13 protein-coding genes are annotated in these 14,775 nt (G+C 76.0%); 6 read left to right on the plus strand and 7 right to left on the minus strand.

Annotated elements, in window-relative coordinates; translation table 11 throughout:
- Positions 1 to 5: 5 nt before the first annotated feature.
- Positions 6 to 1,019 carry a stage II sporulation protein M gene (locus ACQPZO_RS05675; protein WP_433347677.1) on the plus strand — a complete coding sequence of 338 codons (1,014 nt, stop codon included), beginning with the start codon at positions 6 to 8 and terminating at the stop codon, positions 1,017 to 1,019.
- Here the strand turns inward: ACQPZO_RS05675 and ACQPZO_RS05680 are convergent.
- From ACQPZO_RS05680 to ACQPZO_RS05700, 5 genes are read right to left on the minus strand one after another with little or no spacing between them, the layout of a single operon-like run.
- Positions 997 to 2,307 (minus strand): DUF58 domain-containing protein, encoded by a 1,311-nt coding sequence (locus tag ACQPZO_RS05680; protein WP_433347679.1) that lies wholly within the window; start codon positions 2,305 to 2,307, stop codon positions 997 to 999. The two genes, ACQPZO_RS05675 and ACQPZO_RS05680, sit on opposite strands and share 23 nt — an antisense overlap.
- A complete protein-coding gene (locus tag ACQPZO_RS05685) occupies positions 2,304 to 3,296 on the minus strand; it encodes an AAA family ATPase (RefSeq protein ID WP_433347681.1) in 993 nt (330 codons plus the stop codon). Before ACQPZO_RS05685 ends, ACQPZO_RS05680 begins: the two co-directional genes overlap by 4 nt.
- The gene (locus tag ACQPZO_RS05690; protein ID WP_433347683.1) at positions 3,293 to 4,828 is read right to left on the minus strand and encodes a DUF4350 domain-containing protein; all 1,536 of its coding nucleotides are present in this window, start codon (positions 4,826 to 4,828) and stop codon (positions 3,293 to 3,295) included. Before ACQPZO_RS05690 ends, ACQPZO_RS05685 begins: the two co-directional genes overlap by 4 nt.
- Positions 4,825 to 5,406 carry a DUF4129 domain-containing protein gene (locus ACQPZO_RS05695; RefSeq protein WP_433347685.1) on the minus strand — a complete coding sequence of 194 codons (582 nt, stop codon included), beginning with the start codon at positions 5,404 to 5,406 and terminating at the stop codon, positions 4,825 to 4,827. The genes ACQPZO_RS05690 and ACQPZO_RS05695 overlap by 4 nt, the downstream gene beginning before the upstream one ends.
- Positions 5,403 to 6,254: a hypothetical protein gene (locus tag ACQPZO_RS05700; protein ID WP_433347687.1), complete on the minus strand. Its 852-nt coding sequence runs from the start codon at positions 6,252 to 6,254 to the stop codon at positions 5,403 to 5,405. Before ACQPZO_RS05700 ends, ACQPZO_RS05695 begins: the two co-directional genes overlap by 4 nt.
- Before the next feature lie 203 nt (positions 6,255 to 6,457).
- Here ACQPZO_RS05700 and mtrA point away from each other — a divergent pair, with 203 nt between their 5' ends.
- The 5 genes from mtrA (at position 6,458) to hpf (ending at position 12,332) form a co-directional block, all read left to right on the plus strand.
- Positions 6,458 to 7,147 carry an MtrAB system response regulator MtrA gene (gene mtrA, locus ACQPZO_RS05705; RefSeq protein WP_350886704.1) on the plus strand — a complete coding sequence of 230 codons (690 nt, stop codon included), beginning with the start codon at positions 6,458 to 6,460 and terminating at the stop codon, positions 7,145 to 7,147.
- 13 nt (positions 7,148 to 7,160) lie between these two features.
- The gene (mtrB, locus tag ACQPZO_RS05710; protein ID WP_433347689.1) at positions 7,161 to 8,915 is read left to right on the plus strand and encodes an MtrAB system histidine kinase MtrB; all 1,755 of its coding nucleotides are present in this window, start codon (positions 7,161 to 7,163) and stop codon (positions 8,913 to 8,915) included.
- Positions 8,912 to 10,723 (plus strand): LpqB family beta-propeller domain-containing protein, encoded by a 1,812-nt coding sequence (locus tag ACQPZO_RS05715; protein ID WP_433347691.1) that lies wholly within the window; start codon positions 8,912 to 8,914, stop codon positions 10,721 to 10,723. Before mtrB ends, ACQPZO_RS05715 begins: the two co-directional genes overlap by 4 nt.
- Before the next feature lie 9 nt (positions 10,724 to 10,732).
- The gene (locus ACQPZO_RS05720; protein ID WP_433347693.1) at positions 10,733 to 11,449 is read left to right on the plus strand and encodes a ComF family protein; all 717 of its coding nucleotides are present in this window, start codon (positions 10,733 to 10,735) and stop codon (positions 11,447 to 11,449) included.
- 253 nt (positions 11,450 to 11,702) lie between these two features.
- The gene (hpf, locus tag ACQPZO_RS05725; RefSeq protein WP_433347695.1) at positions 11,703 to 12,332 is read left to right on the plus strand and encodes a ribosome hibernation-promoting factor, HPF/YfiA family; all 630 of its coding nucleotides are present in this window, start codon (positions 11,703 to 11,705) and stop codon (positions 12,330 to 12,332) included.
- 34 nt (positions 12,333 to 12,366) lie between these two features.
- Here the strand turns inward: hpf and ACQPZO_RS05730 are convergent, their stop codons facing one another.
- On the minus strand, positions 12,367 to 13,485 hold the full coding sequence (locus ACQPZO_RS05730) for a GNAT family N-acetyltransferase (RefSeq protein ID WP_433347697.1): 1,119 nt from the start codon (positions 13,483 to 13,485) through the stop codon (positions 12,367 to 12,369).
- Positions 13,482 to 14,642 carry a GNAT family N-acetyltransferase gene (locus tag ACQPZO_RS05735; RefSeq protein ID WP_433347699.1) on the minus strand — a complete coding sequence of 387 codons (1,161 nt, stop codon included), beginning with the start codon at positions 14,640 to 14,642 and terminating at the stop codon, positions 13,482 to 13,484. Before ACQPZO_RS05735 ends, ACQPZO_RS05730 begins: the two co-directional genes overlap by 4 nt.
- Positions 14,643 to 14,775 lie beyond the last annotated feature (133 nt).

The following is a 14,775-nucleotide window of genomic DNA, read 5'->3' on the forward strand; positions in this document are numbered from 1 at the left end:
GACCAGTGGATCTCGACGCGTACGTCGCCGAGCACCGGGGCGGATGGCGCCGGTTGGAGGAGCTGTCGGGCCGGCGTCGACTCTCCGCCGCCGAGGCCGACGAGCTGGTCGCGCTCTACCAGCGGGCCGCCACCCACCTGTCCGTGCTGCGCAGCCGCTCGCCCGAGCCCGGGCTCGTCGCCGAGCTCTCCCAGCTCGTGCTGCGGGCCCGGGGCCGGATCACCGGCCGGCCCCGCCCGTCGTGGGCCGCCGTCGGGCGGTTCCTGCTGGTCGGCTTCCCCGGTGCGGTCTACCGGGCCTGGCCGTGGTGGTGCGCGGTGGCGACCGGTTTCAGCCTGCTCAGCGGCTTCCTCATCTGGTACGTCGCCGGGCACCCGGACACCGCCGCCGCGTTCGTCGGCGAGGAGGCAGCCGCCGAGCTGGTCCGGTCCGGGTTCGCCGGCTACTACACCGAGTTCTCCGCGCCGACCTTCGCCTTCCACCTGTGGACGCACAACGCCTGGCTGGCCGCCCAGTGCCTTGCCTCCGGGGTGCTGGTCGTGCCGGTGCTCTGGCTGCTCTGGCAGAACGCGCTCAACGTCGGGGTGGTCGGCGGGGTGATGGTCTCCTACGGCCGGGCCGACGTGTTCTTCGGCATGATCACCCCGCACGGCCTGCTGGAGCTCACCGGGGTCTTCGTGGCCGCCGGGGTCGGGCTGCGCACCGCGTGGGCGTGGATCGCGCCGCCACCCCGGCTCACCCGGGGCCGCGCGGTGGCCGAGGCCGGCCGCTCCGCCGTGCTGGCCGCGGTGGGCCTGGTCGGCGTGTTCGCGGTCTCCGCCGGCCTGGAGGCGTTCGTCACCCCGGCCCCGCTGCCGGCCGCGCTCCGCATCGGCGCCGGCGCGGCCGTCTGGCTCGCCTTCCTCGCGTACGTCGTCGTGCTCGGCCGCCGGGCGGTCGGTGGGAGCGGCGTCCGGCCGGGTACCACCGCCGGGTCCACGGCCGACGCCTCGGGGCTCAGAGCCGGCCGAGGGACTTGAGGCGGAGGTAGGCGTCGGCCACCTCGGGGGCCAGCCGGTCCGCTGGGGCGTCCAGCACCGTGACGCCGTACCGGGTCAGGACGGCGCGGAGGCGGTCCCGCTCGGCCAGGGCGCGCCAGGCCGCCGCGGCGGCGTACGCGTCGGCGGGCCGGCCCGGTGCGGCGGTGGTCAGCGCGGTGAGCACGGGGTCGTGGGTCGCGGCGACGATCACCCGGTGCCGGGCGGCCAGCCGGGGCAGCACCGGCAGCAGCCCCTCACCGAGCGCCCCGGCCTCCAGCGCGGTGAACAGCACCACCAGGCTGCGTTGCCGCTCCCGGCGCAGCACCTCGCCGGCGATCAGCGCGAAGTCGGTCTCCACCAGGGCCGGCTGGAGCGGGGCGACCGCGTCCACCAGCCGGGCCAGCAGCGCCGGCCGGCCCGCGCCGGTCACCACGGTCCGGACCACGGCGTCGGCGGCGATCAGGTCGACCCGGTCGCCGGCGCGGGCGGCCAGCGCGGTGAGCAGCAGCGCGGCGTCGAGGAAGGTGTCCAGCCGGGGCTCGTCGCCGATCCGCGCCGCCGAGGTCCGCCCGGTGTCGAGGACGCAGACCAGCCGCCGGTCCCGCTCCGGGCGCCAGGTACGCACCAGCACGTCGGAACGGCGGGCGCTGGCCCGCCAGTCGATCGAGCGGACGTCGTCGCCGACGACGTACTCGCGCAGCGTGTCGAACTCGGTGCCCTCGCCCCGGCCCCGGGTCACCTGGGTGCCGTCGATCACCCGCAGCCGGGCCAGCTTCTCCGGCAGGTGCCGGCGGGAGTCGAAGCGGGGCAGCACCCGCAGCGTCCACGCCGGGGTGGCGGGGCGGCCGGCGCGCTGCCGGAACGCCAGCCGCAGCGGCCCGTACGAGCGGACGGTCAGCGCGACTGCCGGCCGGTCGCCGCGCCGGGCCGGGGTGAGCCGGGTCGGCAGGTCGACGCCCGCCCCCGGATCCACCCGGACGACCTGCTCCGGCGGCACGTCCGGCCGCGCTCCGGCCGACGGCACCCACTCGTCCCGGACCCGGGCGCGCAGCGTACGGGCTGAGTCGTTGGTCAGCCGCAGGGTGACGGTCGCGGTGCCGCCGAGTCGGACCCGCCGGTCCCCGTCCCGGTCGGCCGCGATCCCGGCCGGCGGCGCGGCCAGCGCCCAGTCGACGGCGGTCAGCGCCAGCACGGCCATGGTCATCAGGGCCACCCCGACGAACGGCGCCGGCCACAGCGGCAGGGTGGCGGCACCCGCCCCCAGCAGCGCCGCCGCCCGCCAGGTCATCGCGGCGTCGGCACGGTGGCCAGCACCGTGTCCAGCACCGCGTCCACCCCGACCCCCTCCAACTCCACCTCCGGGCGCAGCCGCAGCCGGTGCCGCAGAGTGGGGCGGGCGACGGCCTTCACGTCATCGGGGGTGACGTGGTCCCGGCCGGCCAGCCAGGCCCACGCCTTCGCGGTGGCGAGTAGGCCGGTCGCGCCCCGGGGGGAAGCGCCCAGCTCCAGCGCCGGCACGGCCCGGGTGCCCCGGCACAGGTCCACGACGTAGCCGAGCACCGGTTCGGCCACGTACACCCGGCCGACCGCCGCCCGGGCCGCGGCCAGGTCGTCGGCGGTGGCCACCGGCCGTACGCCGGCCGCGGCCAGGTCGCGCGGGTCGAACCCGGCGTGGTGCGCCCGGAGCACGCCCAGCTCCTCCTCCCGGCTGGGCAGCGGCACGGTGAGCTTGAGCAGGAACCGGTCGAGCTGCGCCTCCGGCAGCGGGTAGGTGCCCTCGTACTCGATGGGGTTCTGGGTGGCGGCCACGATGAACGGCTCCGGCAGCGGCCGGCGCTCGCCCTCCACCGACACCTGCCGCTCCTCCATCACCTCCAGCAGCGCGGACTGGGTCTTCGGCGGGGTCCGGTTGATCTCGTCGGCGAGCAGCAGGTTGGTGAAGACCGGCCCCTCGCGGAAGGTGAACGCGGCGGTGCGCGGGTCGAAGATCAGCGAACCGGTGACGTCGCCGGGCATCAGGTCCGGGGTGAACTGCACCCGTTTGCTGGTCAGGTCGAGGGCAGCGGCGACGGTCCGGACCAGCAGCGTCTTGGCTACCCCGGGCACCCCCTCCAGCAGCACGTGCCCCCGGCAGAGCAGGGCGAGCACCAGGCCGGTGACCACCCCGTCCTGCCCGACGACCGCCTTGGCCACCTCGGCGCGCAGCCGGTGCAGGGCGGCGCGGGCGTCGTCCGGGCCGGCGGTCGGCGGCTCGGCGGTTCCGGCGGGTCGGGTCACCGGGGGTCCTCCTTCGGCGGGGCGGAACGGGGGCGGGGGACGGCCGTCGGCCGGTGGGGGCCGGGCGGGTCGGCCGGTGGGTCGGCGGCGGCCGGTGGGTCGGTGCGGTGCGGGTCGGCCGGTGGGTCGCGGCGGGGCGGGTCCGGTGGACGCGGGCCGGCGTCCGCCCGGGCCGCCTCGGGCGTCCCCGCGACGGTACGGGTCAGCAGGTCCAGCGAGCGGGCCAGGTCCAGCAGCTCGCGGTCGGTGGTCGGCTCGTCGCCGTACAGCAGGTCGTGGGCCTGCGCGGCGGTGCCGCCGGCCCGCGCGGCGACGGCGGCGGTCACCGCGTCGGGGGGCGGGTCGGTGGGCAGGTTGAGCCGGGGCAGCAGCCGGGCCAGGGCGGCGGAGCGCAGCGTGTCGGCGGCCGGGCCCCGGGCGCGGGCCCGTTGGTAGAGCCGGGCCCGGCCGAGCACCGTCTCGGCCGAGCAGACGGCCACCGGCAGCGGTTCGGCCACCGGGGGGCCGAGCCGGCGGGCCCGCCAGAGCACCAGCAGCAGCGCGGCCAGGGCGAGCTGCGTCAGCAGGGCCCAGAACCAGGCGGGGAAGGCCGCCCAGAGCGGGTTGGGCGGGGACTGGCCGTCGGCGGCGGAGCCCTCGTCGCCCGGGTCCTCGCCGGACGTGCCCGGTCCGTCGCCGCCGCCGGGCGGCCTGTCGGTGCCGGTCCCGCCGCCGGGGCCCTCGCGATCGGCCGGCCAGCTCGGCCCGTCGGTGCCGCCGGGGCCCGGTGGGGGCGGGGCGGGACCGTCCAGGTCGAGCCAGACCACCCGGCCGGTCGTGCCGAGCAGGCCGGTGGCCAGCTCCCGGTTGCCCCGCTCGGCGATCCGGTCGTTGCGGAACGGGTCGCTGGTCCCGATCACCACGGTCTCGGTCGATGAGGGCACCCGGGCGAGCCCTGCGGCGTAGCAGCGGTCCACGGCCGCCCCGGACCGGCCGGGCGGGACGGCGTAGCGCTGCCGCTCGACGGCGGCGACCCCGGCGCGGGCCGCCTCGGGCAGCGCGCAGGGCCGCCCGTCGGCGTCCGGGCCGACCGCCCGGGTGGCCCACCGCCGGCCGGCGGGGACCAGGGGCAGGCCGGTGGCCTCCAGCACCTGCCGGGGCGGGTCGACCAGCACGAGTCGGGTCCGGCCGGGCAGGTCGCGCAGCGCGCCGAGGGTGTTCGGGTGCAGCAGTCCCGGCGCGGGCACGAAGAGCGTCGCCCGGCCGGCGGTGGCCAGCATCGCCCGCAGTGGGTCGGTCTCCCGCTGCACGGCGACGCCCCGGGCGCGCAGCGCGTCGGCGAGCCGGCTGCCGCCGTCCGTGTCGGTGGCGACCGGGGAGAGGAATCCCGGCTCGGTGGGGTCGGGCTGGTCCACGGCCTGGGTGACCACGGTGATCGTGATCAGCAGCCCGGCCAGTCCCAGCGGGATCGCCAGTCGGTGCCAACGCCGGCGGCGCGGTGCGGCGGCGGGTGCCGGAGCGGCGGGCCCGATGTGGTGCGGCACGGTGGTCACGCCCGCTCACCGCCCTGCGGGGCCGGGGCCGTGAGGACCAGGTGCAGTTCCGCGGCCAGCTCCCGCATCCGGTGGTCGTGCTCGGCGGCGGCCGGGCGCTGGGCGTACCAGAGGTCGGAGAAGATCCCGGCGGCGGCGGCGAGCGGCGGGCCGACCGGGGGACGGCGTGCCGTGGCGGCCGAGGTCAGCTCCGCGACCGTCATGCCCGGGCGCTGCTCCACCACCCGCCGGGCCGCCAGCTCGCCGAGCATGCCGCGTAGCCGCTCCCGCACCGCCTCGGCGTAGCGGCCCTGCGCCGCCAGCCGGTCGGCCAGGGGACCGGCCCCGTCCGGCGCGGGTGCCGCCGTCCCGGCGGTGGCCGGGCCGGTGCCCCGGTGCCGCCGGAGCCGGGGCCGCCGGGCGCGGCGGAGGCGGGGCAGCCGGAGCCGGGGCAGCCGGCGGGGCACCCAGGCCGGGTAGTGGTACCAGCCGAGCGCGACCAGCCCGGCTGCCAGCAGCAGGAGCAGGGCGACCAGCGGCAGCGGCAGGTGGTCGCCCAGCGCGGCCGTGGTCTCGGTCCACCACCGGCTGAGGCTCACCGGTCGGCCGCCAGCAGCGCCGGCTCGCCGAGTCCCGCCGGGGACCGGGAGAGCCGGATGTCCAGCCCCTCGGTGCGCATCCGGCCCTCCAGGTGCAGGACCGCGTCGAGGCAGGCCAGCGCCGGGTAGGCGACGCCGTTCACGCAGGCCCAGATCGCGCCGGAGACCGGCACGGCCCAGGCCGGGTCGGTGAGGGCCGCGAGGCCCAGCTCGCGCAGCCCGTAGAAGACGCCCAGGCCCAACCCGACCCGGACGATCCACCAGGCCAGGTAGCCGAGGAGGCGGACGGCGGCGGCCCGGCAGCCGGTGCGCAGCGCGAGGGCGGCGGCCCGCAGCGGCGCCCGGGCGGCGGCGACCCGGTCCACGACCAGCGCCGACGCGACCGAGCCCAGCAGCGCCCAGGCGACCACCCAGCCCGGCCCGAGCAGGGCCGCCACGAGCATGACCGCGCCGACCCCGGCGGCCAGCAGCGCGGTCGCCCCCGGCCGGGCCCCGGCGGGCCGGACCAGCTCGCCGGGGCCGGCGGTACGGCCCAGCAACGCCGCCCCGGCGGCCCGGGCGGCCGGGTTGCCGAGCAGCAGGACGATCACCGCCTCGGTTGCCGCCCCCACCGCCAGCAGCCCCCAGTACGGGGCGAGCTGGTCCAGCTGGAACGCGAAGCCGGGCGGCCCGGCCCCGGCGGCGACCCGCAGGGGGTGCAGCAGGAACTGCTCGGCGGTGGCGAGGACGAGTGCGGCCGGGATGAGCACCCGGGCGTGCCCGCGCAGCAGCAGGACGGCGGAGTCGAGCAGCTCCCCGACGGTCAGCGGCCGGCGCGGGAGCACGGCGGTCGGGCCGGCAGCTGGCACGCGTACTCCCCGGGGACGGCTGGCGATGGCCGGGGCTCGGCGGCACCCGCACCGGTCATGGTGACACGACCCCGCGCGCTGGACGTGCGGTGGACGGCCAACCGGCAGTACCGTGCCGGGTGACGCCGATCCCGGCGAACCGCCGACGCCGTCAGGGTGACGCCGGTCCCACCGAGACGAACGGGGATGGAAGTATAAATCCCATGAGAGCCCGGGTACTGGTGGTCGACGACGACCCCGCGCTCGCCGAGATGCTCGGCATCGTCCTGCGCAGCGAGGGCTTCCTGCCCTCGTTCGTCGCCGACGGGGAACGGGCGCTGGCCGCGTTCCGGGAAAGTCGGCCCGATATCGTCCTGCTCGACCTGATGCTGCCCGGAATGAGCGGTATCGACGTGGCCCGGGCGATCCGCGGCGAGTCCGGCGTGCCCATCGTGATGCTCACGGCGAAGAGCGACACCGTCGACGTGGTGCTCGGGCTGGAGTCCGGCGCCGACGACTACGTGGTCAAGCCGTTCAAGCCCAAGGAGTTGGTGGCCCGGATGCGGGCCCGGCTGCGTCGGGGCGAGGACGTGGCGCCGGAGATGCTGACCATCGGGCCACCCGGCAACCAGATCAGCATCGATGTGCCGGCGCACACCGTCAGCCGCAACGGCGAGGAGGTGAAGCTGACGCCGCTGGAGTTCGACCTGCTGGTCGCGCTCGCCCGCAAGCCGCGTCAGGTGTTCACCCGGGAGGTGCTGCTGGAGCAGGTCTGGGGATACCGGCATGCCGCCGACACCCGGCTGGTCAACGTGCACGTGCAGCGGTTGCGGGCCAAGATCGAGCCGGATCCGGAGCGACCGGAAATCATCCTCACCGTCCGGGGCGTGGGCTACAAGGCCGGCACCGGATAGCCTGGGTCGCACTGTGACCACCTCCCCGACGTCCGGTCCCTCACCCGCGGTCACCCGCCGGCCACCCGCCGCGCGGGAGCTGTGGCGTGTGCTGGCCGGGAGGGTGGCCCGGCTGGCGGCCGGCGTGCGCCAGACCTGGCGCCGCTCGCTGCAGGTCCGGGTGGTGACCATCACGCTGGTCACCTCCAGCCTGCTCGTCGGCGGGTTCGCGTACCTGATCGCCGACAAGATCACCAACATCCTGGTGGAGAACGCGGAGACCGACGTCCGGCTCCGGCTCAGCAGCGGCAGCGACTACGCGGCCAAGCAGTTCAGCCTCTACAGCCAGGCGCAGGAGGCCCAGCTCCAGGACACCATCGACGGCACGGTCAACTACCTGGCCGGCGGGGACCCGCAGCAGACCAGCGGGGTGGTGGTCGGGATCATCGCCGACGACTACCCCGGCATCATCGAGCCGCGCTTCTCCCCGGACGTGGAGGTCGGCCCGCTGATCAGCCGCGAGCTGCGGGCCACGGTCGCCGGGGGCAAGATCGCCAGCCAGATCCGCACCGGCCGGCTGGCCACCGACTCCACGAAATACCTGGTGTACGGCTCGCCGGTGCCGACCCGCTTCGGCCAGGTGGAGTTGTACTACCTGGTGCCACTGACCCGCCAGGACGCCACGGCGGCGGACGCCCGGGCCACCGTGGTGGCCACCGGGGCGGCGTTGGTGCTCCTGCTCGGCCTGCTCGCCGCCCTGGTCACCCGGCTGGTGGTGACGCCGGTGCGGGTGGCCGCCCGGACGGCCCAGCGGCTCTCCGCCGGCCTGCTCGACCAGCGGATGGTGGTCAACGGGGAGGACGACCTGGCGCTGCTGGCCGCGTCGTTCAACCAGATGGCCACCAACCTGCAACGACAGATCCTCCGGCTGGAGGAGATGTCCCGGTTGCAGCGCCGCTTCACCTCCGACGTCTCCCACGAGCTGCGTACGCCGCTGACCACGGTCCGGATGGCCGCCGACCTGATCTTCGCCGAGCGGGACGAGTTCGACCCGGCGGTGGCTCGCAGCGCCGAGCTGCTCCAGGCCGAGCTGGACCGGTTCGAGGAGCTGCTCACCGACCTGCTGGAGATCAGCCGCTTCGACGCCGGGTTCGCCATGCTGGACTCCGAGCCGACCGACCTGGTGCCGGTGGTGCACCGGGTCGCCGACCGGCTGGCCGGGCTGGCCGAGCGGGTCGGGGTGGCCATCGAGCTGGACGTGCCCGACTCCCCGGTGATCGCCGAGGTGGACCCGCGCCGGGTCGAGCGGGTGCTGCGCAACCTGGTCGGCAACGCCGTCGAGCACGGCGAGGCCAAGCCCGTCCTGATCACCCTCGGGCACGACGAGACGGCGGTCGCGATCACCGTCCGGGACCACGGGGTGGGGCTCAAGCCGGGCGAGGAGAAGCTGGTCTTCAACCGGTTCTGGCGGGCCGACCCGTCCCGGGCCCGGCAGACCGGGGGCACCGGTCTCGGCCTGTCCATCAGCCTGGAGGACGCCCGGCTGCACGGCGGCTGGCTGGAGGCGTGGGGCGCGCCGGGCCAGGGCGCCCAGTTCCGACTCACCCTGCCGGCCCGGGCCGGCGACCGGCTGACCACGTCCCCGCTGAGGCTGGTCCCCGGCGACGCGGCCCTGCCGTTCGGTGGCCCCCGGGACGGCGGGCTGCTCGCCATCGGCTCCGGAACCGGGGGCGCGCTGGCCATCGGGCCCGCCCCGGCGACCGGCGACCGCGCGGAGGTGGGGTCGTGACGCCGCGCCGCCGGCTCGCCGCGCCCCTCGCCGGGCTGCTCCTGCTCACCGGGATCACCGGCTGCGGCATCCCCAAGGAGTCCGAGGTCAGGGTCGATGGGCAGGTGACCGCCGCCAGGTCCGGCTCGTCGAGCTACCGCCGGGACGAGCCACCGGGCCCCGCCGCCAGCGGCACCGACCGCAAGGCCTTCGTCACGAACTTCCTCTCCGCCGCCGCCGGTGAGGCGGACCGGGCCTACTACCGGGTCAAGCAGTTCGTCGCCCCGGACGGGCGCAGCCGGATCCAGGAGAAGCAGCCCAGCGAGGTGGCTCTCACCGTGGTGCGACTGCGCGAGACGCCGGTGATCACCGAGACCACGGACGGCATCAAGGTCACCCTCCGGGTGCAGCAGATCGGCCTGCTGCGCGCCGACGGCACGCTGGTGCCGCCGGTGGCCACCGACACCGAGTACCGGTTCAAGCTGAGCGCCGCCCAGGAGGACAAGCCGGACGCCGGCTGGTACGTCAAGGACCCGCCGCCGAACGTGCTGCTGCTCAGCGACGACGCGCTGCGCCAGTACTACCAGACCCACACCGTCTACTTCTGGAACACCGACCACACCCGGCTGGTGCCCGACCAGCGCTACCTGCCCCTGGCCGTGCCCGACGAGCGGCGGGTCACCGAGGTGGTGAAGTGGCTGACGGCCGGGCCGTCGGAGTGGCTGGGGTCGGGGACGCGCCGGCTGCCGGACGGCACCCGCCTGATCAACAACGCGACCGAGTCGGACGGGCAGTGGGAGGTCAACCTCGACATGCCCGTCGACGCGGACGACAAGCGGGTCGAGCAGTTCGTCGACCAGCTCGCCTGGTCGCTGCCGGAGCTGGACGGCCAACTGGAGCTGAAGATCCACAACCAGTCCCGGAAGAAGGTGCCCGACCTCGCCGCGCACCGCCGGGCGAATCCGGCGTACCCGGTCACCGGCGACCCGCAGCGGTTCTGCGTCTACGACGGGGCGGTCCACCCGCTCGCCTTCGCCGGCGAGGCGAGCGGCCGGGTGCCGGTCGTGGCGGCGTACAACAAGGGTGTCGTGTCGGCCGGGTTCAGCCGCTCCGACGACACTGTGCTGGCCGCCCTGGTGACGACCGGGCCGGACCAGCGGCAGCGGCTCACGGTCGGCGCCGGCGCGGAGCCGGTCAGCGTCTTCCAGCGCAGCCCCCAGTCGTACGCCTCGATGGGCCGGCCGGTCTGGCTGCGCTCGCCCGACCCGGACCGCCCGCAGGGGCTGGTGGTGGCCGACGGCCGGCTCTACCGGTTCGACGGGAACGCCCAGCTCCGGCTGCTGCCGCTGACCGTCGAGGGCGAGGTGACGGCGGTGGCCGCCTCGCTGGACGGGCACCGGATCGCGGCGATCGTCGGAGGCGGCCTGTACGTCGCGGCGGTCAACCTGAACGGCGGTGTGGTCTCCGTGGGCCAGGCCCGTCGGCTGGTCACCTCGCTGACCGACCTCTCCGCGGTCGACTGGGCGACGGAGAACAGCCTGGACCTGGCCGGGTCGGTGGGGCGGCCGGCGGTCTACCAGATCAGCGTGGACGGTGCCCTGGAGACGGCGCTGCGTAACGACGTCGGGGCCCGGGTGACCCACCTGTCGACGTACCCGCTCAACCCGGTGGTGCCGTTCTCCAGCGGCAACCTGATGTACGAGGCGAACGGGGTGGCGTACCGGAACAACCCGTTCGACACCATCAAGCGGGACCAGGTGTTGGAGGTGACCCCGCCGCCGACCGGGGTACGGGCCGGCAACCCCACGGCCCCGTTCTTCCTCTACTGAGCGGGCGCGGTGCGCGGCGTCGGCGGGCTCTGGGCGGACCTCACCGACCTGGTGCTGCCGGTGGAGTGCGCCGGCTGCCGGGACCGCACGGCGACCGTCCGGCGCGGGTTCTGCCCCCGCTGCGTGGCGGCGCTGGAGGCGCTGGACCCCCGCCCCGTACGTCCGACCCCCGCCCCGGCCGGCCTGCCGCCGTGCGTTGCTCTCGGCCCGTACGCCGGGCCGCTGCGGGAGGCGCTGCTGGCGTACAAGGAGCGGGGCCGGCACGGGCTGGCCCAGCCGTTGGGTGGGCTGCTCGCGGAGGTGGTGGCCGACGCGGTGGGCGGGACGAGGCCGGTGCTGCTGGCCCCGGTGCCGGACACGGCGGCGGCGGCCCGCGCCCGGTACGGCGACCACCTGGACCGGCTGGCCCGGCACGCGGCGGTCCGGCTGCGCCGGGCCGGGTGGCCGGTGCGGGTGGTCCGGCCGCTGCGGGCGCTGCCCCGGCCGGACTCGACCACCCTGGACCGCGCCGGCCGCGCCCGGGCGGCGGAGTCGGCGTTCCGGTCCCGCCCCGGGGCGGGGCCGCCCCGGCCCCGCGTCGGCGTGCCGACGCCGGTGGTCGTGCTGCTCGACGACATCGTCACCACCGGGGTCACCCTGGCCGCCGCCGGTCGGGCGCTCAACGCGACCGGCCTGTCACCGCAGGTCGCCGCGGTGCTCGCCGCGACCGAAAAACGGCGTCATTGATGACGTTTCGTGTTTTGCGTTTCACCCGACCGTGTTCATCCTGTGAAAGTTCTGAGCCTTTCCGGGTCGGGGGGTGACGGACGGACGAACAAGGGTTAGCGTTTTGTTGTCGGGGGTAGGAAGGCATTCCCACCCGCCCCCGGCGGTGAGAGGAGGCGGAGCCGCACTGACCCGGTCGACGCCGTACGGGCTGCCCAGAGGGCGAGCCGGCCGGGATTTCCGAATCGAAGGCCGTCCGAACAAGGGAGGTCACGTGGACATCGTGGTCAAGGGCCGCAACGTCGAGGTTCCGGATCATTACCGGGTGCACGTAGCCGAGAAGCTCGCGAAGATCGAACGTTACGATCACAAACTTATTCGTGTTGACGTCGAGTTGTTCCACGAGCGCAATCCACGCCAGTCCGACCATTGCCAACGGGTCGAGATAACGTGCGTTTCCCGTGGTCCGGTGATTCGGGCCGAGGCCTGCACCGACGATTTCTACAGCGCGCTCGACGCCGCGATCGCGAAGCTGGACAACCGGCTGCGCCGGGCGGCGGACCGCCGCCGGGTCCACCGGGGCCGGCACGCACCGATCTCCGTCGCGGCGGCCACCGCCGACCTGCCGGTGGCGGATCTCGGGTCCCCCGTCGCGGCCCTCGACGGCTCGCGAACGGCCACCGCCGTCGCGGAACGGGTCGAGGAGGAGTACGACGACCAGCCCTGGCACATCGCCCGGGCGAAGGTGCACCCCGCCGAGCCGATGACCGTCGACGACGCGCTGTTCCAGATGGAACTGGTCGGGCACGACTTCTACCTGTTCCACGACAAGGAGTCCGGCCGCCCCAGCGTCGTCTACCGCAGACACGCCTACGACTACGGAATCATCTCCCTCGACGCCTGACCCCGACCGGCCGTTCCCCGCCGGCCCGTACGGGTCAGCGGGGAACGTCGGTGGCGAGCCGGGCGTAGATGTAGGAGTCGACCCGGATGCCGTCCGGAGCGGGCAGCCGGCCACGCAGCAGGCCCTCGCGGGAAAACCCTGCCTTCTCCAGCACCCGCTGCGAGGCCACGTTTTCGGGGCGGGTGCCCGCCCAGATCCGCGCGATCCCGACCTCGTCGAACGCCCAGCCGACGACGAGGCGGGCCGCCCGGGTGGCCAGGCCCCGGCCCCGCCCGGCGGGCAGCATGTTGTAGCCGATCATCGCCTGCCCCGTCGACGGCTCGTCGTGGTACAGCGCGCAGCCGCCGGCCAGCTCGCCCGTCGCTGAGTCCACAATGGCCAGTTCAGCGGCGACCCCGGCCAGCCAGCGGCTCCCCGCGAGGCGGCAGCGCCGCTCGATGTCGGCGAGCGACGGCGGCTCCGGCGGGACCCGGTTGGCGACGACCTCGGGCCGGCGGTGCAGCCGGTACATCCCCTCCACGTCGTCCGCGCCGACCGGGCGAAGGGCCACCACGCCGTCGGTGAGCCGGCCGCCGGGCAGGTCGGGCAGGGTCCGGGCCACGGGGCCGGGCGGGTCGTCGGCCAGCCGCACCCAGCAGACCCGGTCGTGCCGGCCGCCGTCGCGGGCCGGGGTCGCCGCGCGGCGTACCCCCTCGTGCTGGAAGCCGGCGGCGAGCGCGACCCGCTGGCTGGCCGTGTTCTCCGGGTGGGTGAGCAGCTCCAGCCGGGCCGTGCCGTGCGCGAACGCCGCCGCGGCCAGGGCCCGGGTCGCGGCGCTGGCCACTCCGCGCCCGCGCGCCCACGGCGCGACCCAGTAGCCGATCTCCGCCTGGCCCCGCACCGGAACCGGGTTGCTCAGGCCGATGCCGCCGAGCAGCCGGTCGGTGGCCGGGTCCGCGATCGCGTACGCGGCCCCGCCGGTGGCCCGGGTCGCCGGGGCACCCTCGGCGATCCACCACCGGGCGTCCGCCTCGGTGTACGGGCTGGGCAGGCCGGGCAGGAACCGCTGGGTGAGCGGGTCGGAGCAGGCCGACACCGTGTCCGCGACGTCATCGACGTGGAACGGCCGCAGCCGGACCCCGTCGGCCTCGACGGTGTCGGGCGGCGCGCTCATGTCAGGTCCCCAGGGAGCAGCGAGCCGGTCCAGGCGTCGCCCCGGGTGCCGTCGCGGCGGGTCAGTGCCGCCCGGGCCACGCCCTCCATGGTGAAGCCGGCCTTCTCCGCCGCCCGGCGGGAGGCGGTGTTGCCGACGAGCGCCCGCCACTCGATCCGGGCCAGGCCGAGGGTGGTGAAACCCCAGGTGGCCAGGGCGGCGGTCGCGGCGGGCATGTAGCCCCGGCCCCGGGCGTGCGGCGCGGTCATGAAGCCGACCATGCCCTGCACCGGGTCGGCGGCGGAGATCCGCAGGTCGATCGAGGCGAGGTACCGGTCGTCGCCGTCGGCGACGGTGAAGTACGCCCCCGTGCCGCGCGCCCACGTCGCCTCGGCGATGTCCCGCTTGAACCCCTCGGCGTGCGTCCGCTCGTACGGGGCCGGCACCGTGGTCCACTCGATCGTGTGCGGGTCGCGGCAGGTTTCGGCGATCGCGTCCAGGTCGCGCTCCTCGATCGGCCGCAGCCGCAGCTCCCCGGCCCCGACGGTGGCGAACAGGGTGGGCTGCGCCCGGCCGAAGACGGCGGCCCGGCGGGCGTCCAGGGTTTCCGGTCCGGCCGGCCCGGGGGCGCCCGGCGCGGGCAGCTCGCCGGGGAACAGGGAGCCGACCCAGCCCTCCCGCCGGCCGTCGGCTGCCGGGTGGGCCAGCCGCAGCTCGCCCTCGACCCGGAAGCCGGCGCGCAGCGCGGCCAGCCTGGAGGCGTGGTTGCCGATCTCGGCCTGCCAGAGCAGCCGGCGCAGCCCGAGGGCGTCGAACGCCCACCGGGCGACGGCCCGGGTGGCCCGGGCGGCGATGCCCCGACCCCGGGCCCAGGGGGCCACCCAGTAGCCGATCTCACCGGTGTCGGCCGCCTTGTCCAGCGCCACCAGGCCGCAGGAGGCGAGCAGTTCCCCCGTGGCGCCGTCGCAGACGGCGAACGGGGCACCGGTGCCGTCGCGCCAGGCCGCCGCGCTGAGTTCGGTGACGAACCCGTGGGCATGTTCGCGCAGGTACGGGCGGGGTACGGTGGTCCAGCGCTGGATGTCCGGATCCTGGCAGGCCCGGTGCACGGCGTCAGCGTCGGTTGCCTGCCAGGGCCGCAGCAGCAGGCCGTCCTCGGTGAGTTCCACGGGTTCCATCCGAGCCATCGTGCCGGATCGTTCGCGCTGGGCGTAACCGGATATCCCGCCGCCGGCCCGCGGTCCGAGCGTTATGTCGGTTTCGGCCGATCGGACCGCCGCCACCAGTGACCATCGGGCCGACGGAGCGCCT

Source organism: Micromonospora sp. CA-111912 (genome assembly GCF_050948415.1).
GTDB lineage: Bacteria > Actinomycetota > Actinomycetes > Mycobacteriales > Micromonosporaceae > Micromonospora.